A 21,378-nucleotide genomic window follows, 5' to 3' on the forward strand; every position below is an offset into this window, starting at 1 on the left:
GCCCGGCGGCCCGCATCAGCGGGCCGCTCCGCCTCACACGTACCCGCGTGACTTCAGCAGCTGCCAGCGCTCGGGTGCGATCGCCCGCCGCAGCGCGCGCAGCGGATCGACTGCACCGGTATTGTCCGCCACCGCCACCACGAAATCATCGGTGGTGCACAGCTGCGCGCGTTGCGCCGGTGCGTCCAGCCAGGCTGCCACCCGGGTGAGCAGCCGCTTCGCCGAGGCCGAGCTCTGCCGCAGCGCCATGTACTGGTTGTGCCGGGCGCACGCCTCGACCAGGGCCGGCGCGTCGAACCACTGCTCGCTGCTTTCACCCTGCGCCTGACGGATCTCATCCGGCGCCCACAGGAGGTACGCGACCTCTTCGCCGCGTGCCAGCACCTGCTCGCGATAGGACTGACGCCCCCAGACCAGGAAGGGCGGCCACGCGGCCGCTACGTCCTCCTCGGTGTAGCACAGCAGCAGACAGTACAGCGGTTCATCCCGCGCGATGCGCGGCAGCGCCTCGGCGATCGCCTCCAGCAGCCGGCGTTCCACCTCCGCGCACACCGTCGCCAGCGTTTCGCCCTTCCGCGGACGCAGATAAAGCAGCTGCGCATCCCCCGTCCGGCGCTTCCGGCGATCCAGGTGCTCCAGCGTGATGCGCTGCAGCTGCCCATCATCGTCATGGTCATACAGGCGCTGGCTCCACCCGGTGCGTTCGCCCCTGCCCCAGCACTCGACCAGCACCCGCAGCAGGCGCTCGCCCTGCCACTCGAAGGTTTCGGTGAAGCCGCTGTCGTCGGTCACCTGCTGCATTTCCTGCAGGCGTCCATCGGCCTCGCGGAACTGCGTGATCGAGGAGAGGCTGCCGGAGTTGTAGAAAGAGACCTGCTGGCGAAGATCCGGCAGGTGCAGCCACACCGAGACACCGCCATTGCGGTCACGTTCCACGATGATCCGCCCTTCCGCGTCGAAACCATGGCGGACATGCCGTGCAGGGTCGGCCTTGGCGTCGGCGATCCAGCGCGGCGCGGGCCGGCCGTATTCCTCGCACAGGAACGGCACCTCAAACGCCATCGATTCGGTTGCCCAGCGCCAGCGCACCACCTGCGCCCGGCAGCGGGCCTGCAGTGCTTCGGCGGCGGTGGAACCGGAGTAGGTCTGGAACAGCGTCGTGAGCACGGTCGAGGTCCTTTCAACACGGCGCAGGAACTTAGCACGGCCCCACGAAGAACGGCGCTCAAGGAGCGCCGTTCCCGAAACCCAGACCGCTGGACTTACCAGTTCATGTTCAGCGACACACCCACGGTGCGCGGTTCGTTGTAGACCGCGGCCATGTAGTTCTCGATCACGCCCTTGAGGTTCTTCTCGTTGGTGATGTTGCGTGCGAACAGCGCCACTTCGTAGGCACCATAGTTGCCCGAGTAGCCGATCTTCAGGCCGCCCTCGAAATCACCCTTGGAGTTGAATTCCTTGCTGTCGTACAGCACGAAGCTGGTGTAGCCCTGCTTGTTCCAGTCGGTGGACACGAACATCGTGGCGGCATCGCTGACCGGGAAGTCGTAGCGTGCTGCCAGGTTGATGTTGTACTTCGGTGCGTTCGGCAGCGGGTTGCCATCGATCTGCGCGAAGGTGTTGGCACCGACCTTGATGGTCGGATCGTCCACCGTGCACACCACCTGGCCATTCAGGCCGCAGACCTGCGCATACACGCGCTTGTCCTGGATCTCGCTGTGCAGCAGGCTCAAGCCGGCACTCAGGGTCAGGTTCGGGATCGGGCGCAGTTCCATGTCCGCTTCAAAGCCGTAGGCCTTGGCCTTGTCGGCGTTGAACAGCACGCCGTTGCCGTCCGAATCGTTGCCGTTGAGCTGGATGTCGTTGACGGTGTAGGTGAACGCGGTGGCGTTCAGGCGCAGGCGGTTGTCCCACAGGCTGCTCTTCACGCCCGCTTCCCACGACAGGATCGTTTCCGAATCGGCGGTGGTGAAATCGGCGTTGAACACCGCCGAACGGCCCTGGATGGTCGGGCCACGGAAGCCACGGGCCACCTTGGCATAGACGCTCACGTCCGGGGTGATCTGGTACATCGCGCTCAGATCCCAGCTCGGGGTGGTGTCGGACATCTTGACGTCGGTGCGGCCCCGGTAGGTCACTGCGCCGGCGGCGGTATCGGCCGTCTTCAGCAGGCGCGTGTGCTTCTCGTCCCTGGTCTGGCGCAGGCCGGCAGTGACCGTGAACCTGTCGGTGAACGCGTAGCTGAGCTGGCCGAAACCGGCCCACGAGGTGTTCTTGTTGCGCAGGCGAACCCAGTTGTTCGGATTGCGCGCAGCGCCCTTCAGGAACCAGGCGCGCTGGTAGAAGTCAGTGGTGTCGCTGCCATTGAAGTAGAACGCACCGGCCTGCCACTGCAGTGCACTGTCGTCATGGCTGGCCAGGCGGAATTCCTGGGTCCACTGGTCCAGGTCGCGGATCTGGCCCATCGACTGGCCGTAGCCGTTGGGCACGCCATTGACCGGGTAGTTCACCGCCGCGCCGCCATCGGTATCGCCGCGGCTGTAACCGGAGGTGGTTTCGTAGGCGGTGATCGAGGTGAAGTCGACGGCGCCGAAGTCATAGCGCGCCTTCACCGAGCCGCCGTAGGTCTTGTAGGCCTGCGGGTTGTTGTCGGCTTCGTCGTAGGCAACCTGGTCGCGCGGCACGTCGGTCTGGTTCGAGCCCTTGGTCAGCGCGTTGCGCAGGAACAGGGTCGAGGTGCCTTCGTAGTCGCGGGCATGCGCCGAGGCCAGGATCGAGAACTGGTCGCTCGGGGTCAGCAGCAGCTGCGCACGCACGTTGCGGTCGTCGAAGCCGCCCATCGCGTTCTTCTTCGGGCTCACCGTGCCATCGGCGCTGGGGCCGCTGTAGGTGTTGTCCACGTAGTCGTCGCGGTGCTGGTACAGCGCCGACACGCGGAACGAGGCGATGTCGTTGATCGGGCCGCCGAAGCCGCCGTCGATCGACACGCTGTTGTAGGTCGCGTAGCTGGCGCTGACGCGGCCGCTGTAGTCCTGGGTCGGCTTCAGGGTGTCGAACTTGACGATGCCGGCAGTGGTGTTGCGGCCGAACAGCGAGCCCTGCGGGCCACGCAGCACTTCCACCTGGTCCACGTCATAGACCGGGTTGGACTTCAGCACCACGTGCTCCAGCACCACGTCGTCCTGGATGATCGACACCGGCTGCGAGGCACCCAGGTAGAAGTCGATGTTGCCCAGGCCACGGATGTAGAAGCGCGGGAAAATGCGGCCGGTGGTGGTTTCCGCATACAGGCTCGGCACGCGGCCGGACAGCGCCAGCAGGGTGTCGTCGCCGCCGGCGGTGAAATCGCGCATGCGCTCGCCCTGCACCACACCGACCGAGACCGGCACGTCCTGCAGGTTCTGCTCGCGGTGTTCGGCGGTCACGGTGATGGTGTCCAGCGCGGTGGCGCTGGGGGTGCTGTCCTGTGCGGTGGCCGCGAAGCTGGCAACCAGCGCGGCGCCCGCGCAGGCCATCGCCAGCGGATGGCGGCGGAAGGAAACAGCGGAGAACGACAAGCCCGACGAACGGCGGGAATCGGAATGGGAAGGCATCGAAAGCTCTGAGGGGGGGCGTCCGTGCGGCCTGCGCGAGCCGGGCGGCAGAAAAGGAGAACACTGCGCAAGCGTTCATTATCGCCCGAATTGTTACGATTTCGTTGCGCAGCCCGTTGCAGGCAGCGTCCCGCCTGCTGCGGCAAAGTGCGCAGATGGAAGGCGGCGGCCTGGGCCACCGCCTCCTGCGCCCTGCTGCCTGCACCGTTGCCATTGCGAGGCGGCGCTCAGGCGCGAAGCGGAGGGCCACGGGGGAATCGCCACCCTCGGCAGCGCCAGCCGTGTTGCGATGGTCAGCGTCCGCCTCGGTGCTGCCGCAGCTCTCCCTTGATTCAGACGTTCTGTTCGGCGTCGCCGCGGGTATCGAAGGATCCCGGCCCCAGCACCGTGCGTTGGCCTGCGACGCCATCGGCGCCCACGGTGGTCACGGCATGCAGCTGGTCCAGGCGGATGCGGCGTTCGCCGTCGGCCGCATCCAGCAGCAGGAATTCTTCCTTGTCAGGCGTGCTCAGCGTGGTCCGCGCGCGGGCCACGAAGGTGCCGCCGCCGGTCAGTTCCACCTGAAGCAGCGCGCGGTGCAGGCAGGCGATTTCCAGCACATCGTGCAGATCGCAGTCCAGCGGGCGGTAGTCGGTCATGCGGCGTCCTTCATGGGTGGATGCACGGCGTCCGGAGCCGGCGCGCTCCCGGTGGCTGGCGTCTGCACCGGGCAGCAGCGCAAACGCGACCCCGAGCTGCGCGAGCAGGGGTTCACGGCTGCCCCCATCGTATACCTGCACCGATGTGCGGTCAGGCAGTGATGCGGCCGCCCGCGCCGGGTGCGCACACGCCCCGCGCTGAATCGGCCGCGAAGGCACCGATCCCCCGCGGCGGTCATTCCGGCCCGGCGCTTGGCAAGGCCGGGAGCCAGCGCTACACTGGCCGTGCCGTGGGGCCATAGCTCAGCTGGGAGAGCGCGTCGTTCGCAATGACGAGGTCAGGAGTTCGATCCTCCTTGGCTCCACCACTATTCAGAAAGCCCGCAGATCCCAGCGATCTGCGGGCTTTTTCTTTGGGCAGATGGCCGCCCCGCTGTGCCAGGGAAATCCCCTGCCCTCCCATCTGGCCGCCCCGTGGGGCGGCACCGGGGTACGGCGCGATCGAGGTCGCGGCGGCCATCCTGCCGACCGCACCCGCCACCCCCATCACCTGCATGACCGCGCGCAACGGTTCCGCACCTCAGGCCGGATCCTGGCTGCCGTCCTTGCGCTGCGGGCGCCGCGAATGGGCATCATGCACCTGCTGATCCTGCTGCCCCGGCCGCTGCTTTGCGACCTCATCCTGGCGGCGATCCTGGCGACTTTCCTCGGTGCCCTCACGGGCCTGCTGCTGGTTGTGGTTGCGCTTGTCGTTCATGGCTGGGCTCCCGCCGGCGACAGGCCGGCCCTGCCACTGGACGCTAGACAGGCGCCGGTGATGCGCTCGTCAGACCGCCGCGAGCGCCGCGTGCACGGGCAATGCGCACCTCAGGCCTGCATGCAGTCGCGCACGGCGAACGGATGCCCGCAGGCGCTGCAGGTGGAATGACCGAACGCCAGTCCCAGCAACCGCTCGGCAACAACGTCGCCATCGCCGCGCACCTGCTGCATCAGCCAGTGCTCGGCCACGCCAACCGGTTCACCCGGCAGCAGCGCCGTCATCGCCGACGGCACGCCGGACACCGGGTCCTCATGGCAGACATAAGGTGCGTCGGCAACCAGCGAGCAGTACAGCTCGGCCGAGCAGGCCGCGCATTCGCCCGCGATTTCGCCTTCGGCCAGCCGGTCCAGATGCAGCGACCACGCTTTCTCGCCGCTCAGCCCTAACCACGCCTGGCGCAGCCAGCCGCGCTCGCCGTGGCCGTCATCGGACAGTGGCACCGCGTCCTTGCCACTGCTCTGCAGGCGCTGCTGCACCTTGCCCCGCAGCGCCTGGATGACATCGCCGTGCGGCACCAGGCCGGGATCCCCCACGTCCGAACCGGCCACGATCGCACCGGCCAGCAGCAAGGCATCATCGCGATCGCGGCGTCCGCTCTGGCGCGCGATCGCCAACAGCACGGGCAGTGCAGCGTGGCTGGCCGTGTACACCGTGCCCTGGTGGCACAGATGCGACCAGATGTCGTTCCAGTCCTGCTGGTGCTGCGGGTCCATCAGCGACGCCAGCAGTGCTCCCGCTTCAGAGGCGTCGCCATAGGCACACTGCAGCGCGCCCCAATCGATGGCATCAATGTGTGCGGTCGTGGGCATGTCCTTCCCTGGTCGATGCGGCAGGCGCCCAGCATGACCCATCGGCGGGCCGATTGGACAGCGCGCTTGTGGCTGCAGCCCCTGCGTGGCCACAATCGGCACATCCACCGACGCACAAGGACGCGCCATGAATCGCCCCGCCCTGCTGACCGCATTGCTGGTCCCGCTGCTGCTCACGACCGGCTGTGCGCACCGCCTGGTTGCCGCGCCGCCACCCGGCTACATCGGCAGCGAGGAAGCCGTGCGTGCGGCGCAGGACGATCCGGCACGCGGCATTTCCGGCACGTTCGCCCTGGCCGTACAGGCCGTCGGCAGCGACGAGGGCCGCATCTACCTCAACAGCGAACGCGACTACCGGCACCCGCTGAACATCACCCTCAACCTGGATGCGGCACTGCGCCCTGCATTGGAAAACGCTCTGGGCCTGAAACTGGAGCACCTGCAGAACCGCCGCCTGCTGGTGCGCGGCACCGCGCGCCGGGTCCGCATCGACTTCATCACCGCCAGCGGCCAGCCCAGCGGCAAGTACTACTACCAGACGCAGGTCAGCGTCAGCGATCCGCGCCAGGTGCGTTTCGCGCCGTGAGTGCGCCCGGCAGTGCACTGCGGTCGCTTCAGTTCGATGCCGCCGACGGCAGCATCGGCCTGGGAGAGCTGACGCCGAGAATCGGCCCCGGGTTGCGGCTGGACCCGGCGCGCGCCGGTTTCGGCGCACTGCCGCAGCAGTTGCGCGACCTGGGCAACGGCTACCAGTGGCTGCAGCTGGGCGGCCTGCAGCTGCAGGGCGTGGCGGCGGGCGTTGCGCTGTGCTTCCACGGGCAGGCACTGTCGATGGTATCGCTCGGCGTCCAGCTTCCCGGTGCGCCGATGCAGGAGGGCTGGCCCACCCAGGCCGCCATCGATGCGGAGGTCGCCTTCATGCGCCGCGCGTTGGCCAAGGCATTCGGCAGCCCACTCACCTCAGGCCGCGCCTGCTTCCGCTGGGGCGAAATCTGGGCGGTGTTCGACCCGAAGGGCTTCATGGCCAGCAGTGGCGTGCGCTACGGCCCCTGACGCGGGCCTCAGGTACGGGTGATCGACACCCCGCCTTCCACGCGCATCGCGGTTCCGGTGACGAAGCTGCTTTCATCGCTGGCCAGGAACAGCGCGGCGTTGGCGATCTCCTCCGGCTCGGCCATGCGCTTCAGTGCGTGCAGCGAGCGCACGAAGTCGCGGGCATCGCCGGTCGGTGCCGCCTGTCGGCCCATCTCGGTATCGGTGCCACCGGGCAACAGCACGTTGCTGCGTACGCCGCGCGCGCCATATTCGGCAGCGATGACCTGGCTCAGGCCGATCAGCCCGGCCTTGCTCGATGCATAGGCGGCCATGCCCGGGAAACCCACGGTGTGGCCAACGAACGTTCCCACGAACACCAGCGAACCACCGCCGCGCGCCAGCAACGCCGGCAGCTGCGCGCGGGCGGCATGGAAGGCGGCATCCAGATTGGTCGCCATCACCTCGCGCCAGGCGTCCACCGGGAACTCCGCAGCCGGTACGCCGGGCCCGAGCATGCCGGCATTGTTGAGGGCGATGTCCAGGCCACCGAATGACTGCTGGGCCAGATCGACCAGCGCCTGCGCCGTGCCCGGATCAGCCACATCCGCCGCATGCACCACCACCTCGCCACCGGCGGCGCGGATCTGTCCGGCCAGTTCCTGCAGCGGCTGCGGCCGCCGCGCATTGAGCACCAGCTTTGCGCCTTCTGCGGCGAAACGCAGCGCGCTGGCGCGACCGATGCCGGCACTGGCACCGGTGATGAGGGCGATCTTGTTGTTCAGGCGCATGGTCGTGGTACCGGTTGTGAAGTGGCCGCCACGATGCCGTGCCTGCGGCCCGCCAACACTCCGTTTCCGGGCCTCGCACGCCGGTGCAGGAAACGGAGTTTCCGCAGGCCGGGCGCGTGCCAGAATCGCGCCATGGACAGCACCGCCACTCTCGCCCTCGATGCCCGTGTCGAACGGGTCTGCCGCCACCTGCAGGCCAGCCCGGAAGAACCCTCGCTGCAGGAACTGGCCGAGATCGCCGGCTGCAGCCCGACCCGCCTGCATCGCCTGTTCAAGCAGGCCACCGGGCTGACCCCCAAGCAGTACGCCACCGCGCTGCGCGCCGACCGCCTGCGCACCGGACTGGAGCAACAGGAGCGCATCACCGATGCCTTCCACGACGCCGGCTTCGGTTCCAGCGGGCGCTTCTATGAAAACGCGCCGCGGCTGCTGGGCATGACCCCGAAGCAATGGCGTGCCGGCGGCCGTGGCGAGGTGATCCACTTCGCCATTGCCGAAAGCACCCTGGGCAGTGTGCTGGTGGCCAGCAGCAGCATCGGCGTGGTCGCGATCCTGCTGGGCGATGACCCCGAAGCGCTGCTGCGGTCGCTGCAGCAGCGCTTCCGCCAGGCCGAGCTGGTCGGCGCCGATGCCGGCTATGAGCAGCTGGTGGCACGGGTCGTCGCCTTGGTCGAAGACCCTGCACGCGCTGCGCGCCTGCCGCTGGATATCCGTGGCACAGCCTTCCAGCAGCGCGTCTGGCAGGCGCTGCAGCAGATCCCACGCGGGCAGACCGCATCGTATGCCGATATCGCCGCACGCATCGGTGCGCCGCGCGCGAGCCGTGCGGTGGCGCGCGCCTGCGCGAGCAATCCGCTGGCGGTGGCCGTGCCCTGCCACCGCGTAGTGCGCCGTGATGGCGATCTGTCCGGTTACGCCTGGGGCGTGGCCCGCAAGCGCGAACTGCTGCGCCGGGAGAAGGCAGCCAACGGCTGACACGACCGGTCCGGCACACGCTGCGGTCGCGCCGGGCGATGCCCGGCGAATGCTCAATCCAGCTTCACGACCAGCTTGCCGAAGTTGCGCCCCTGCAACAGCCCGAAGAACGCCTCCGGCGCATGCTCCAGCCCTTCCACCACGTCCTCGCGGTACTGGATGCGGCCATCGCGCAGCCACTGCGGCATCTCGCGTTCGAAGTCCGGCCACAGATGGTTGAAGTCGTGCACGATGAACCCACGCACGGTCAGGCGCTGGCGCAGGATCTGGCTGAACAGTGCGGGTAACCGGTCCGGGCCGGGCTGCTCGACGCCCCGCGCGTTGTAGGTGGCGATGGTGCCGCACACCGGGATGCGTGCGAAATCGTTGAGCAGCGGCAGCACGGCATCGAGCACATGGCCGCCGACATTCTCGAAGTACACATCGATGCCGTTCGGCACTGCAGCCCGCAACTGCGCAGCGAAGTCGGCCGCACGATGATCCAGCGCCACGTCCACGCCCAGCGTCTGCAGATAGGCGCGCTTGGCGTCGCCACCGGCAATGGCGACCACGCGCGCGCCCTGCAGCTTGGCGAGCTGTGCCACGGTCGCGCCGACCGGGCCGCTGGCGGCGGCCACCACCAGGGTTTCGCCGGCCTGCAACTGCCCGATTTCGATCAGGCTGGAATACGCGGTGAAACCGGGCATGCCATACACGCCCAGGGCCGTGCTCAGTGGCAGCCCGGCCGGGTCCAGGCGGCGGCCGATCGCATCGGCGTCCACCACCGCGTGGGTCTGCCAGCCGCCGCCGGCCAGCACCAGCTCACCCACCGCCACATCGGGCGCCCGCGACTGCAGCACCTCGGCCACCGTCTGCCCTTCCATCACCGCATCCAGTGCCACCGGCGGTGCGTACGACGGGCCTTCGTCCATGCGCCCTCGCATGTACGGGTCCAGCGACAGATAGCGGTTGCGCAGCAGCACCTGGCCCGGTGCCAGCGCAGGCAATGGCGCCTGCTCCAGGCGGAAATTGGCGGCCACCGGCGCCCCCTGTGGGCGTGAGGCGAGCACGATGCGGGCAGTAGTGGTCGGAATCTCGGACATGTCCAGCAGCTCTGCTGTTGCCAGCGTGGGAAAGGAACGCCGACAGTACGCCGTCGCGCAGCGCGGCGGAGGTGGCGAAAACAGCGTTCCATCGGTCTGCGCGCTGGCCGCCGCGTGCAGCCGTTGCGGCAGCGACATTGGCAACGGCGGCGGCTCGCTGATTTCCGCCATCAGCCCCCTGCCCCTGCCGCGGGTCCGGTGCGCGGCGGATGCGATCGGGCGACGCAGGATCAAGCACTTGCAGGTAGCGCGTCGGTGCGCAGACGGCAATGTGAAGGTTTTTTGCCAAAACGCTTGCCGAAGGCGTCCAACCTCCGTAATATGCGCGTCCTTGGCAGCGACCACGCTGCAACGAAACACGTGGCCGAGTAGCTCAGTTGGTAGAGCAGGGGATTGAAAATCCCCGTGTCGGCGGTTCGATTCCGTCCTCGGCCACCACGTTCGAAGGCCTGCAGAAATGCAGGTCTTTTTTTTCCGGCCACTGCGTCCTGCGCGGTTGGCCAGCCAAACTGGCCGAGTAGCTCAGTTGGTAGAGCAGGGGATTGAAAATCCCCGTGTCGGCGGTTCGATTCCGTCCTCGGCCACCAGTTTGAAGACCTGCAGCAATGCAGGTCTTTTTTTTTGCCCCTTCGCCGCCCACGCATCTGTAGTACGGTCATTGGCTGACCGCATGGAGCGACGATGACATGGACGACAGCCCCGCCCTGCCCCGACTGCAGCGATCGCTGCGACGCCTTCAGTGGCTGGTCGCCGGCCTTGCCCTGCTGGTGGCTACCCTGGCCGCGACGACCCTCTGGCTGCTTCTGCAGCGCCAGGCCCCGCTGCACATCGATGAGCTGACCACCCGCAGGCTGCAGGTGCTGGACGATCGTGGAATCGTGCGTGTGGAGATCAGCCAGGCCGCCATGAATGACGGCAGGCGCAGCCGGTCCGCCGGGCTGCTCATCTTTGACCACACCGGCGCCGAGCGCGGCGGTTTTACCACCTACGACGATGGCGGCGTTGGCATTGCCCTGGATGCGCCGGTGGGTCGGGGCGAGGCCCCGCTTCGTGACCGCATCGGCCTGACGGTCGACACCGACGGCTCGTCACAGGTTCTATTGACCGACAACCAGACCCGCGGCGTGGTGCGCCTGCGCGCGAATGGCGAAGGCGGCGGGGGCGTGGATCTGTTCCAGTGGGACATGGACAAAGGCATCCTGCATACCCGCAGCCTGACCCACGACGGCGAGGAATCCAGCCAGGCGCCGTTCGGCCAGTAGCCTCGGATCGCCCGCCGGGGGCATTCACACCCCACCACCGCCACTCGCCTACGCTCGAAGCTCTCGCCCGGAGCCCGCCCATGCCGATGCGCCTGCGCCCTGCCCTGCTGACCTGCCTGCTGCTGGCCGCCGCGCCGGCCTTCGCTGCCGAACCCGTGCGCGCCGTCGAGGCCCTGGACATCGACCGCTATGCCGGCCAATGGCACGAAATCGCGCATCTGCCGGTGTCGTTCCAGAAGAACTGCGTGGGCGACATCACCGCCACCTACAGCCTGCGCGGCGATGGACGCATCAGCGTCACCAATGCCTGCCGCATCGACAGCGGCGAACGCATCGTCGCCGAGGGCGTGGCACGCCCGGTGGAAGGCCAGCCCGGCCAGCTGCAGGTGCGCTTCGCCCCCGACTGGCTGAGCTGGGTGCCGCTGGTCTGGGCCGACTACTGGGTGATCGCGCTGGATCCGGAGTACCAGTGGGCCGTCGTGGGCGAGCCCGACCGCAGGTACCTGTGGATCCTCTCGCGCGCTCCCTCGATGGATCGCGCCCTGTTCGACCAGCTCAAGGCCAGGGCCGAAGCGATGGGCTACGCGTTGGCGCCCCTGCGCGTGATGGCGCCGCTGCGTGAGCCGCCTGCCGGTTGAACGGCCACCGAACCGGCGCACGCCACGTGCGCACAACGGCATCACGCACGCCTTGCAGCCATCTTCACGCGCTACCCTCTGCGACGGGTCGCCGCGGGCGATCCATTCTTCCATACGCCGTAGTATGCTTATTCCACGCACCGCCTCCAGAGGACCTGCGCCCATGCGTCTCCGTTTCCGTACCACCTTGATCGTTCTGTGCACCCTGGCCCTGGCCGCCTGCGGCGATGGCATCGTCAAGCGTGTTTCGGAACCGGCAGCCCGCCTGCAGCAGCTGACCGTGGGCACCGACGGCAACTGGACCGTGGCCCTGCGCCTGCAGAACTACAGCTCGATGCCCATGACCTTCGACGATGTCTCACTGACCCTGGCCGTCGGCGACACCGAAGCGGGCACCCTGCAGGCCAAGCCGGCCATCTCCATCGGCGGCACCTCGGCCGACGTCATCAACCTCAAACTGGTGCCCAGCTCCGCCGCCCGCCTGGTGGTGGCCGACGCCCTGGCCGGCAACCGCACCCTCGCCTACGGCCTGAAGGGCACCGTGGCAGCCACCCCGCAGGAAAAGAAGCAGCGCACCTTCGACATCAGCAGCCGCAGCACCCTCAACCAGGCACCGGGCCTGCCGGGCGTGCTGCGCTGATCCCCGTTTTCCGCCGCGGTGCGTGGCGCCGCTCCCCTGCCCCTGATCAATTCGAGACGCACCGATGAGCAGCTACACCGCCCCGCTTTCCGACCTCCGTTTCGGCCTGCACGACGTGCTCAAGGTCGAGCCGCTGTTCGCCCGCCTGGGTTTCACCGATGCCACCGCCGACGTGGTCGACGCCGTGCTGGAAGAGGCCGGCCGCTTCAGTGCCAGCGTGCTGGCGCCGCTCAACAGCGTGGGCGATGAGATCGGCTGCGTGCTTGACCAGGCCAGCGGTGAAGTGACCACCCCGCCCGGCTTCAAGCAGGCCTACGACAAGTTCGTCGACGGCGGCTGGACCGGCCTGACCGCTTCGCCGGACCTGGGCGGCCAGGGCCTGCCGCATACCCTGGGCGTGCCGCTGAACGAAATGATCAACGCCGCCAACCTGGCCTGGGGCAACTTCCCGCTGCTCTCGCACGGCGCCATCGAAGCACTGAAACAGCACGGCGAAGCCTGGCAGCACGAAGCGTTCCTGAAGCCGCTGATCGAAGGCCGCTGGACCGGCACCATGTGCCTGACCGAGCCGCACTGCGGCACCGACCTGGGCCTGCTGAAGACCAAGGCCGAGCCGAACGCCGATGGCAGCTACGCGATCACCGGCACCAAGATCTTCATCACCGCCGGCGAGCACGACCTGACTGAAAACATCGTGCACCTGGTGCTGGCCAAGCTGCCTGACGCCCCGCCGGGCGCGAAGGGCATCTCGCTGTTCGTCACCCCCAAGTTCAAGGTCGACCGCGATGGCAACCTCGGCGAGCGCAACGCGCTGCGCTGCGGCTCGATCGAGCACAAGATGGGCATCAAGGGGTCGGTCACCTGCGTGATGAACTTCGACGGCGCCCAGGGCTACCTGGTCGGCCAGCCGCACAAGGGCCTGCAGGCCATGTTCACCATGATGAACACCGCGCGCCTGGGTGTGGGCCTGCAGGGCATCGGCCTGTCCGAGCGTGCCTACCAGAACGCGCTGAAGTACAGCCGTGAGCGCCTGCAGTCGCGTTCGCTGAGCGGCGCCAAGTTCCCGGACAAGGCCGCCGACCCGATCCTGGTGCACCCGGATGTGCGCCGCATGCTGCTGACCATCAAGTCGCTGGTCGAAGGCAGCCGCCTGCTGGCCCTGCACGCGGCCACCCTGATCGACGTCGCCCACCACGCCGAGGATGCCGCCGAGCGCGAACGCGCCGACACGCTGGTGAGCTTCCTGACCCCGATCTCCAAGGCCTGCCAGACCGAATGGGGTATCGAGAACACCTACAACGCCCTGCAGTGCTTCGGTGGCCACGGCTACATCCGCGAGCACGGCATGGAACAGTTGGCCCGCGATGCACGCATCACCACGCTGTATGAAGGCACCACCGGCATCCAGGCGCTGGACCTGATCGGCCGCAAGACGGCCGCCAGCCAGGGCGCCGGGCTGAAGCTGATGCTGGCCGAGATCGAGGCCTTCGCCAAGGAACACGAGGGCAACGAAGCGCTGGCCGAGTTCATCGGCCCGCTGCGTGCCAAGGCCGCCGAATGGGGAAAGCTGACCCTGGACGTGCTGCAGCGCTCAGCCGCCAATCCGGACGAACTGGGTGCAGCCAGCTACGACTACCTGTTCTATTCCGGTTATGTCGTGCTGGCGTACTGGTGGGCGCGCAGCGTGGCTGCGGCCGATGCCAGTGCACACGGCGCTGCCTTTGCCCAGGGCAAGCGCGAGACCGCGCGGTTCTATTTCGCCCGCGTGTTGCCGCGCACGCTCAGCCACGCCGCCGCGATCCAGGCCGGCGCCGCCGCACTGATGGCGATGGACGACGAGCGCTTCGGCGCCTGAGCCGGGCGGCCGCCCGGCACCCGCGGTAATGCCGGCCGCTGGCCGGCAACCGCAACCGCTGGAGCAACAGCTGGTTTCCTGCGGGATGGCGGGGCGGGTCCAATTGCGGGGGACGCTGCAAGTACGTCCATGTAAGCTCGGTCGCCGCTTGCTCGTGTGCGCTGTCCTGCGCACACGGCAAGACCGGGGTTGGGCGTCCTGCCCAACCCGCCCGAGGCATGCCTCGGGCCATGCGGCTCACGCCCCCGCAACCGGACCCATCCCGCCTTCGACAGATCTCCGGTGGCCAATAGATCCACGCCACGCGCGGATGAAAACCACCGGAAACCATCTGGAGAAAAGCCCCCCTTTGTTAAGGGGGGCGCGCCGAAGGCGCGGGGGATAGGAGGAATGCGCGGACCTGAATCATTGCGATTTGGATATCGCCCTCCAGGCGATATCCAAATCGCAATGATTCAGGTATAAGCTGTTTTCCCGATGGAGACAGACACTACACGCTTGGGTCTGATCGAAGCCGGAGCCTCGCTTTCCGCTCCGGGCGCCGAAGCATCGCCCAATGCCAGCCCGCTGCATCGCCCCGGTACGGTCCGGCTGCTCTCGCTGGATGCCCACGGACGCGTACTGGACTGGATCACCTGGCAGGACGCCGCCTGCCTCTACGCCCGCGAGGCGGTCGCCTGGACGCTCGGCGATCCCTGCCTGCACATCCACGGTGGGACCAATCGTCGCAGCGGCCTGCAGAGCGGCATGGACCTGCACCCGATCATCGCCGCCCGCGGCCACGCCCGCTCGCGCGCCATCGACCCCACTCCCAACCTGACCAATCCGGCGCTGTTCGCCCGCGATGCGCATCTCTGCCTGTACTGCGGCCAGCAGTTCGGCCGCCCTACCCTGACCCGCGACCACGTCATGCCGCTGTCCAAGGGCGGCCTGGATACCTGGGAAAACGTGGTGACCGCGTGTTTCCACTGCAACTCGCGCAAGAGCGACCGCACGCCGCAACAGGCCGGCATGCCCTTGCTGGCCGTGCCTTACCGGCCCAGCTGGATCGAGCATCTGATCCTGTCCAACCGCAACATCCTGGCCGACCAGATGGCGTTCCTGAAGGCCCAGCTGCCCAAGCGCTCCAAGCTCTGCACCTGAATGCCCGGAAATGCAACCCTCACCGTCCTGTCACGGGCGGCGGCGTTTGCTTGCCCCACCCCGGTTTGAGGGCGAAAATGGGCGTTCAGAACAAGTGCGAACATGATGATCGACTCTGCCCGCTATCCCCGCCTTGCGCGCATCCGGACGCCGGATGACCTGCGCACGTTCGACGAATCCGAACTGACGGCGGTCGCCGATGAACTGCGCGCCTACCTGATCGAATCGGTGGGCAAGAGCGGCGGCCACTTCGCCGCTGGCCTGGGCGTGATCGAACTCACCGTGGCCCTGCACTACCTGTACCAGACCCCGGTCGATCAACTGGTCTGGGATGTCGGTCACCAGACCTACCCGCACAAGATCCTTACCGGTCGCCGCGACGAGATCCACACCGTCAAGCAGAAGGACGGCGTGGCACCGTTCCCCAAGCGCGAAGAAAGCGAGTACGACACCTTCGGCGTCGGCCACTCTTCGACTTCGATCTCGGCGGCGCTCGGCATGGCCATCGCCCGCCAGTCCCAGGGTGACGACCGCAAGGTGGTGGCCGTGATCGGCGACGGCGCGATGACCGCCGGCATGGCGTTCGAAGCATTGATGCACGCCGGTGGCATGGAACCGGAACCGAACCTGCTGGTGATCCTCAACGACAACAACATGTCGATCTCCGAGGCCGTCGGCGGGCTGACCAAGATGCTCGGGCGCGCTACCGGCAGCCGCACGCTCAATGCGCTGCGCGAAGGTGGCAAGAAGATCCTGGGGGACAAGAAGAACAATCCCGCGCGCTTCGTGAAGCGCTGGGAAGAGCACTGGAAGGGCATGTTCGTGCCGTCCACGATGTTCGAGGAAATGGGCTTCCACTACACCGGTCCCATCGACGGCCACGACCTGCCCGCGCTGCTGTCGGCACTGAAGACCCTGCGCACCTCCAAGGGCCCGAAGCTGCTGCACGTGATGACCACCAAGGGCAAGGGCTACGAGCCGGCCGAAGGGGACCAGATCGGCTACCACGCGGTCGGCCCGTTCGATCCGGACAAGGGCCTGGTGGCCAAGGCCGGGGCCAAGAAGCCCACCTATACCGATGTGTTCAGCGACTGGCTGTGCGATGCCGCCGCCGCCGAGCCGCGCCTGTACGGGATCACCCCGGCGATGCGCGAGGGCTCCGGCCTGGTCCGTTTCAGCAAGGAGTTCCCGCAGCGCTACTTCGACGTCGCCATTGCCGAGCAGCATGCGGTGACGCTGGCCGCGGGCATGGCCACCCAGGGCGGCAAGCCGGTGGTGGCGATCTATTCGACCTTCCTGCAGCGCGCCTACGACCAGCTGGTGCATGACGTGGCCATCCAGGACCTGGATGTGCTGTTTGCGATCGACCGCGCCGGCGTGGTCGGCCCGGATGGCGCGACCCATGCCGGCAACCTGGATCTGAGCTTCCTGCGTTGCGTGCCGAACATGGTGGTGATGGCGCCTTCGAACGAGGCCGAGTGCCGGCAGATGCTCAGCACCGGCCTGAAGCACCCCGGCCCGGCCGCGGTGCGTTACCCGCGTGGCAGCGGCACCGGCGTGGAGGCCGGCCACGATCTGTCGACGCTGCCGATCGGCCAGGCCGAGCAGCGCCTGCAGGGCAGCCGTGCCGCCCTGCTCGCCTTTGGCAGCACCGTGGCCGCCGCCGAGCAGGTCGGGCGCGAACTGGGGCTGAGCGTGGTCAACATGCGCTTCATCAAGCCCCTGGATCGTGAGTGCGTGCTGGCCATGGCCCACCAGCACGAGATGCTGGTGACCATCGAAGACAACGTGGTGGCCGGGGGTGCCGGTTCGGCCGTGGCCGAACTGCTCAATGCCGAACAGGTGCTGCGCCCGATCCTGCACCTGGGCCTGCCCGATGCCTTCCAGCACCATGCCAGCCGCGAAGACCTGCTCGCCGAAGCCGGAATCGATGCCGCCGGCATCCGGGCTGCGGTCCTCGCGCGCTGGCCGCAGCTGGCCGCAGGCACGCCGCCGCTGAGCGCGGCCAGCTGAGCAGAGCCAGCCACGCATGGCCTGGCGCTACCGCGACCGGTAGCTCCATGCCATGGGTGGATGGCGCACTCAGCCGTAGCTGACGGCCTCGACGAAGGCGCCGCTGGCTTCCACACGCACCGCCGCGCGCTGCCCGGTATCGGCGTAGTGCAGGCGGGCAAGGGTTTCGGCGAAGTCGAAGGCGCGGACACCATCCCGGAACTCGATCGGTTCGGGCTTGTCCGGATGCAGCACGCGCCACTGGCGCTGCTCGCATTGAAGTCGGATCAACATGCGATGCTCACTCCTTGAACAACGTATCGATGACGGCGGACATCGCGCCGGGAAGCCCCGGCGCGGCCAGGACGCCAACGGCGTCCCCGGCTGCCGACAATACGAGGAAAGAAGTGTGATCGCTATCAGATTTATCTGATCTTGAGCCGCGTGCCCTGGCCGATCAGTTCACCTGGAACTGCGCCCGGCAGCCGTCGCTGACCCAGATGCCACGGCGGTCCCATCCCCAGCTCCGGCCTTCGACGCAGGCACTGCGCGATTCCTGCCGTACCAGGCGCACGCCGCGGCGGATGCTCGCTTCGCAGTACTTCTGCCGGTGATCGTTGGAATGGCAGGCAATCACCTGGCCACCGCCGCCCCACGGGCTGCCGCCCCACCCGTTGCCACCGCCGCCCCAGCCGCCACCGCCCGGGCGCCGGTACTCGCCGACGAACTCGGCACGACAGCCCTGGGTGACCCACACGCCGGCGCGCGACTGGCCCCAGGTCTCGCCTTCCACGCACGGGGAACCGGACAGCTGGCGGATCATCCGCGCGCGCCCTTCGAGCCGGCATTCATTGCTGCGGTTCTTGATCGATTCGCAGCGCACGATGCCGCTGCCTCGATCGTCATAGCGGTCGTCGTAGCCATAGCGCTGTGCCTGCGCGCCACCCGCGGCAGCCAGCATCGGCACCAGCGCGCAGGCTGCAGCGCGCCATGTAAGTCCCTTGCCCATTCAACGTCTCCACATGAATACGGTGGAGGCAAGCATCCGGGATTGGCGCCACGGCGCACAATGGGTCCAGCAATGGCGGTTTCCCGCCATTCAACCAACCCAACCGCACCTGACTGCGCCGGCCTCCGTCAGTGGCCGAACTGCAGCGCGTCCAGCGTGTTTCCCAGTGCTTCCACCCGCACCACGCTGCGTTGGCCGGTACGGTGGTGATGCTCGCTGGCCAGGGTCACGGCCGCATCGAACGCCGCGGCGCCGCTGCTGAACGCCTCGGCCGCACGGGTCTGCGGGTCCAGTACGGACCAGCGCTGGGCGTTGCATTGGACAGTGATGACCATGTCGGGCTCCTGCGGGGAAGGAAGGTGCGGGGCGGCAGGACGCCGGTCTCCCGATGCTGAACAGCCTAGCCAGCCGCTGAGGAAAGGCCTATCGGACTTATCCGAAAAGTGCCTGCCAGAGGGTGGGAAAGGCGGCAGCCGTCACATCGCTGACGGCATTTAGCGAATTAATTCCGTGACCCTTGTCACGAACTTAACGGAGCTTCACACTACTGTCACCAACAGGGGCCCCTTCCACATGCGCACCTCCCTTCCACTGCAGCGCTCGACGCTGCTGAAGTTCTATTTTGCTGCCAGCTACGTTGTCCTGATCGAGGAACTGGTCCGCGCCACGCTAAGCTGAAGACTCCGTCCGCCGGTGCGCTTCGCCAGTGCGGGCATCCCGCATGTGGCCGATCCAGGCCTGGAGGCATCCCATGAGAATCGTGTTGCTGAGCGCGCTGCTGGCGCTCACCGCCTGCGCCAGCCCGGACAGGGCGCCCGACGCGCCGGTCGCCACCGATCCGGCACCGCCGGTAGGTGGCGACCGCGACGCCCATGGATGCATCGGGTCAGCCGGTTACCAGTGGTGCGCGCGCAGCCAACGCTGCGAGCGCCCCTGGGAACTGGCACAGGCGCAGGGACTGGCCAACACGGCCGAGGCCATCGACAGCTACTGCGCGGCACCGGCGTCGCCCGCGCGCCGGTAGGAGACACGCCGCATGACCGACCTGCCGCCGCTCCCCACGCTGGCACCGGGACGTTACCGCCACTTCAAGGGTGGCGAGTACGACGTGATCGGGATCGTCCGCAGCAGTGAAACGCTGGAACCGCTGGTGCTTTACCGCGCGCTGTATGGTGCCGGTGGCCTGTGGGTGCGGCCCTTCGCGATGTTCGTCGAGCAGGTCGCCGGCGACAGCGGCACGCAACCGCGCTTCGCCCGCATCGGCGACTGACCGGCACTTCTCACGCCGTGCGCACGGCGCCACGCGGCATGCTGCGCTACGCCCGCAGCACGGATCCCGCATGCGCCACGCCCTGCCGATTGCTCTGCCGCTCGCCCTCCTGCTGGCCAGTCCGCCGGCGCTGGCCGACGAGGTTCCCGGCTTCGACCGCCCCGGTATCGGCTTCGGCACCGACAGCGTGCCGCGCGGCGCCCTTGCCGTGGAGATCGGCCTGCCCGGTTTCCAGCGCGAGCGCGACCGCGACGGGCAACGCAGCACGACACTGTCCAGCGATCTGCTGCTGCGCACCGGTCTGGCGCCCGGGCTGGAACTGCAGCTGTCCTCGACACCGTGGCTGCGGCAGCGGCAACGTGGCCCCGATCAGCCGCGCACGCGGCAGCGCGGTGCCGGCGACAGCGTGGTCGGGCTGAAGTGGGCCGGCCCCGGCAGCACCGATCGCACCGCCTGGGCCCTGCTGGCCAGTGGCGTTGTCGCGCGCGGCGATGCGGCCTTCAGCGATGGCCGCCAGTACGCCCTCGCCGCCAGTGTCGAGCACAGCATCACCGACCGCTGGAGCGGCGCACTGTATGCCAGCCACCAGCGCGGCGACGGCCAGCGCAGCACCACCTGGTCCCCCAGCGTGGCGCTGGCGGCGAGTGACCGCATCGGCCTCTACCTGGAAGCCGGCTTCACCCGCGCCCGTCACCAACCGGACCTGTCCGTTGCCGGCGCCGGGCTGACCTGGATGCTGCGGCCGAACGTACAACTGGATGCCTCCTTCGATGTCGGCCTGGATCGCGACAGCCCCGACCTGCAGCTGGCAACCGGCATCGCGTTCTACCTGGACTGACAGGCGGCGGCACGCGCTACACTCGTACCGCCCAGTCGGTTTCATTCCCATGCCGGACTCTCCCCCCCGCTCCCGCCGCAAGGCACCGGACAACGTGCGCCAGGCGCTGCTGCTGGCCACCGCGCGCACCATCGGCCAGAACGGACTGGCGGCACTGACCGTGCAGGATGTGGCGCGCGCGGCCGGGGTCAGCAAAGGCGCGCTGTTCCATCACTTCAGCAGCAAGCAGGCGCTGATCGAGGCGACGCTGGCCTCGCTGGTGGCCGAATTCGAAGGCAGGATCCGCCAGGTGCTGCAACACGCACCCGCCGGTCCGGGCCGCTTCAGCCGCGCCTATGTGCAGGTCAGCTTCGAGCACCTGCTGCAGCAGGAAACCGTGAATGACATCGGGCTGACCATGGGCAACCTGCTGGAGCCGGCGCTGCTGTCCTGCTGGCGGGCGTGGATGCGGCAGATGCTGCTGGAGTTCCCCGATGAAGCACGCGACCCGCGCCTGCATGCGGCGCGCTGCGTTGCCGACGGCTACTGGGCGACCGCCTACGGCCGGCCGCTGGATGAGGACGAACGCATCAATGCGCGGGCCATGGCGCATGAGGCACTGAAACTGTGCGAACTGGAATGAGCAGGGTGCTGCAATGAATGCCTATGTCTACCTGGCCGGCGCGATCGTACTGGAAGTGATCGCCACGTCGCTGTTGAAGGCCTCCGACGGCATGACGCGGCTGGCCCCCACGGTGGGCGCGCTGGTCGGCTACGGCGTGTGCTTCTACCTGCTGTCACTGACCATGAAGTCGATTCCCACCGGCATCGCCTATGCGATCTGGTCCGGCGTGGGCATCGTGCTGATCTCGCTGATCGGCCTGCTGGTGTTCAAGCAGCGGCTGGATGCCCCGGCGCTGATCGGCATCGGCCTGATCTGCGCCGGGGTCCTGGTGATCAACCTGTTTTCCAACAGCAGCACGCATTGAGCCTGGCGCTGCAGCGGCCAAGC

24 protein-coding genes and 3 tRNA genes are annotated in these 21,378 nt (G+C 67.9%); 17 read left to right on the forward strand and 10 right to left on the reverse strand.

The features are described 5' to 3' along the window. Positions 1 to 33: 33 nt before the first annotated feature. From Q5Z10_RS14685 to Q5Z10_RS14695, 3 genes are all read right to left on the reverse strand, one after another. A complete protein-coding gene (locus Q5Z10_RS14685) occupies positions 34 to 1,167 on the reverse strand; it encodes a hypothetical protein (protein WP_303636150.1) in 1,134 nt (377 codons plus the stop codon). Positions 1,168 to 1,262: 95 nt separating this feature from the next. Next, the gene (locus tag Q5Z10_RS14690; protein ID WP_442758961.1) at positions 1,263 to 3,515 is read right to left on the reverse strand and encodes a TonB-dependent receptor; all 2,253 of its coding nucleotides are present in this window, start codon (positions 3,513 to 3,515) and stop codon (positions 1,263 to 1,265) included. Positions 3,516 to 3,925: 410 nt separating this feature from the next. Continuing rightward, positions 3,926 to 4,231: a Rho-binding antiterminator gene (locus Q5Z10_RS14695; RefSeq protein ID WP_303636152.1), complete on the reverse strand. Its 306-nt coding sequence runs from the start codon at positions 4,229 to 4,231 to the stop codon at positions 3,926 to 3,928. 292 nt (positions 4,232 to 4,523) lie between these two features. Here Q5Z10_RS14695 and Q5Z10_RS14700 point away from each other — a divergent pair. Beyond that, positions 4,524 to 4,599: transfer RNA gene (locus tag Q5Z10_RS14700), tRNA-Ala, on the forward strand. 212 nt (positions 4,600 to 4,811) lie between these two features. On the opposite strand, the gene Q5Z10_RS14705 is transcribed toward Q5Z10_RS14700, so the two are convergent. Both Q5Z10_RS14705 and Q5Z10_RS14710 read right to left on the reverse strand, forming a co-directional pair. Then, on the reverse strand, positions 4,812 to 4,988 hold the full coding sequence (locus Q5Z10_RS14705) for a hypothetical protein (protein ID WP_303636153.1): 177 nt from the start codon (positions 4,986 to 4,988) through the stop codon (positions 4,812 to 4,814). A gap of 110 nt (positions 4,989 to 5,098) precedes the next feature. Beyond that, on the reverse strand, positions 5,099 to 5,860 hold the full coding sequence (locus Q5Z10_RS14710; protein ID WP_303636154.1) for a hypothetical protein: 762 nt from the start codon (positions 5,858 to 5,860) through the stop codon (positions 5,099 to 5,101). A 127-nt stretch (positions 5,861 to 5,987) separates the two neighbouring features. Between Q5Z10_RS14710 and Q5Z10_RS14715 the strand changes: the two genes are divergently transcribed. Next, entirely contained in the window at positions 5,988 to 6,446 is a 459-nt protein-coding gene (locus Q5Z10_RS14715; RefSeq protein WP_303636155.1) for a hypothetical protein, read from the forward strand. Then, positions 6,443 to 6,913 carry a hypothetical protein gene (locus tag Q5Z10_RS14720; RefSeq protein ID WP_303636156.1) on the forward strand — a complete coding sequence of 157 codons (471 nt, stop codon included), beginning with the start codon at positions 6,443 to 6,445 and terminating at the stop codon, positions 6,911 to 6,913. Before Q5Z10_RS14715 ends, Q5Z10_RS14720 begins: the two co-directional genes overlap by 4 nt. A gap of 8 nt (positions 6,914 to 6,921) precedes the next feature. Here the strand turns inward: Q5Z10_RS14720 and Q5Z10_RS14725 are convergent, their stop codons facing one another. Beyond that, positions 6,922 to 7,683, reverse strand: a complete 762-nt coding sequence (locus Q5Z10_RS14725) for an SDR family oxidoreductase (protein WP_303636157.1) — start codon at positions 7,681 to 7,683, stop codon at positions 6,922 to 6,924. A gap of 132 nt (positions 7,684 to 7,815) precedes the next feature. Between Q5Z10_RS14725 and Q5Z10_RS14730 the strand changes: the two genes are divergently transcribed. After that, the gene (locus Q5Z10_RS14730; RefSeq protein WP_303636158.1) at positions 7,816 to 8,658 is read left to right on the forward strand and encodes a bifunctional transcriptional activator/DNA repair enzyme AdaA; all 843 of its coding nucleotides are present in this window, start codon (positions 7,816 to 7,818) and stop codon (positions 8,656 to 8,658) included. A gap of 53 nt (positions 8,659 to 8,711) precedes the next feature. On the opposite strand, the gene curA is transcribed toward Q5Z10_RS14730, so the two are convergent. Then, positions 8,712 to 9,740, reverse strand: a complete 1,029-nt coding sequence (gene curA / locus Q5Z10_RS14735) for an NADPH-dependent curcumin/dihydrocurcumin reductase (RefSeq protein WP_303636159.1) — start codon at positions 9,738 to 9,740, stop codon at positions 8,712 to 8,714. A 362-nt stretch (positions 9,741 to 10,102) separates the two neighbouring features. Here curA and Q5Z10_RS14740 point away from each other — a divergent pair. The 8 genes from Q5Z10_RS14740 (at position 10,103) to dxs (ending at position 17,291) form a co-directional block, all read left to right on the forward strand. Next, a tRNA-Phe gene (locus Q5Z10_RS14740) sits at positions 10,103 to 10,178 on the forward strand. Positions 10,179 to 10,251: 73 nt separating this feature from the next. Beyond that, positions 10,252 to 10,327 (forward strand) — tRNA-Phe (locus Q5Z10_RS14745). Between the two features lie 99 nt (positions 10,328 to 10,426). Beyond that, on the forward strand, positions 10,427 to 11,002 hold the full coding sequence (locus tag Q5Z10_RS14750; RefSeq protein WP_303636160.1) for a hypothetical protein: 576 nt from the start codon (positions 10,427 to 10,429) through the stop codon (positions 11,000 to 11,002). Between the two features lie 86 nt (positions 11,003 to 11,088). Continuing rightward, entirely contained in the window at positions 11,089 to 11,640 is a 552-nt protein-coding gene (locus Q5Z10_RS14755; RefSeq protein ID WP_303639197.1) for a lipocalin family protein, read from the forward strand. A 163-nt stretch (positions 11,641 to 11,803) separates the two neighbouring features. Next, positions 11,804 to 12,280 (forward strand): LEA/WHy family protein, encoded by a 477-nt coding sequence (locus tag Q5Z10_RS14760; protein WP_303636161.1) that lies wholly within the window; start codon positions 11,804 to 11,806, stop codon positions 12,278 to 12,280. A 64-nt stretch (positions 12,281 to 12,344) separates the two neighbouring features. Further along, a complete protein-coding gene (locus Q5Z10_RS14765) occupies positions 12,345 to 14,135 on the forward strand; it encodes an acyl-CoA dehydrogenase C-terminal domain-containing protein (protein ID WP_303636162.1) in 1,791 nt (596 codons plus the stop codon). Positions 14,136 to 14,612: 477 nt separating this feature from the next. Beyond that, on the forward strand, positions 14,613 to 15,278 hold the full coding sequence (locus Q5Z10_RS14770) for an HNH endonuclease (RefSeq protein ID WP_303636163.1): 666 nt from the start codon (positions 14,613 to 14,615) through the stop codon (positions 15,276 to 15,278). A gap of 105 nt (positions 15,279 to 15,383) precedes the next feature. Next, positions 15,384 to 17,291, forward strand: a complete 1,908-nt coding sequence (gene dxs / locus Q5Z10_RS14775; RefSeq protein ID WP_303639198.1) for a 1-deoxy-D-xylulose-5-phosphate synthase — start codon at positions 15,384 to 15,386, stop codon at positions 17,289 to 17,291. A 69-nt stretch (positions 17,292 to 17,360) separates the two neighbouring features. Here dxs and Q5Z10_RS14780 read toward each other — a convergent pair whose 3' ends face one another. The 3 genes from Q5Z10_RS14780 to Q5Z10_RS14790 all read right to left on the reverse strand — a co-directional run bounded on the left by Q5Z10_RS14780 (position 17,361) and on the right by Q5Z10_RS14790 (position 18,614). Then, positions 17,361 to 17,564: a hypothetical protein gene (locus Q5Z10_RS14780; protein WP_303636164.1), complete on the reverse strand. Its 204-nt coding sequence runs from the start codon at positions 17,562 to 17,564 to the stop codon at positions 17,361 to 17,363. Positions 17,565 to 17,727: 163 nt separating this feature from the next. After that, positions 17,728 to 18,279: a DUF3011 domain-containing protein gene (locus tag Q5Z10_RS14785; protein ID WP_303636165.1), complete on the reverse strand. Its 552-nt coding sequence runs from the start codon at positions 18,277 to 18,279 to the stop codon at positions 17,728 to 17,730. A gap of 128 nt (positions 18,280 to 18,407) precedes the next feature. Then, complete coding sequence (locus Q5Z10_RS14790; RefSeq protein WP_303636166.1) at positions 18,408 to 18,614, reverse strand: hypothetical protein; 207 nt, start codon at positions 18,612 to 18,614, stop codon at positions 18,408 to 18,410. Positions 18,615 to 19,030: 416 nt separating this feature from the next. Here Q5Z10_RS14790 and Q5Z10_RS14795 point away from each other — a divergent pair, with 416 nt between their 5' ends. The 5 genes from Q5Z10_RS14795 (at position 19,031) to Q5Z10_RS14815 (ending at position 21,355) form a co-directional block, all read left to right on the forward strand. Continuing rightward, positions 19,031 to 19,303, forward strand: coding sequence for a hypothetical protein (locus tag Q5Z10_RS14795; RefSeq protein ID WP_303636167.1), 273 nt, complete (start codon positions 19,031 to 19,033; stop codon positions 19,301 to 19,303). Positions 19,304 to 19,315: 12 nt separating this feature from the next. Continuing rightward, positions 19,316 to 19,549 (forward strand): DUF1653 domain-containing protein, encoded by a 234-nt coding sequence (locus Q5Z10_RS14800; protein ID WP_303636168.1) that lies wholly within the window; start codon positions 19,316 to 19,318, stop codon positions 19,547 to 19,549. 70 nt (positions 19,550 to 19,619) lie between these two features. Beyond that, entirely contained in the window at positions 19,620 to 20,387 is a 768-nt protein-coding gene (locus Q5Z10_RS14805; RefSeq protein ID WP_303636169.1) for a transporter, read from the forward strand. Between the two features lie 49 nt (positions 20,388 to 20,436). Beyond that, a complete protein-coding gene (locus Q5Z10_RS14810) occupies positions 20,437 to 21,009 on the forward strand; it encodes a TetR/AcrR family transcriptional regulator (RefSeq protein WP_303636170.1) in 573 nt (190 codons plus the stop codon). A gap of 13 nt (positions 21,010 to 21,022) precedes the next feature. Continuing rightward, the gene (locus Q5Z10_RS14815) at positions 21,023 to 21,355 is read left to right on the forward strand and encodes an SMR family transporter (protein ID WP_303636171.1); all 333 of its coding nucleotides are present in this window, start codon (positions 21,023 to 21,025) and stop codon (positions 21,353 to 21,355) included. Positions 21,356 to 21,378: the final 23 nt, after the last annotated feature.

The organism is Stenotrophomonas sp. 704A1, assembly GCF_030549525.1.
In the GTDB taxonomy this organism is placed as follows: domain Bacteria; phylum Pseudomonadota; class Gammaproteobacteria; order Xanthomonadales; family Xanthomonadaceae; genus Stenotrophomonas; species Stenotrophomonas tuberculopleuritidis.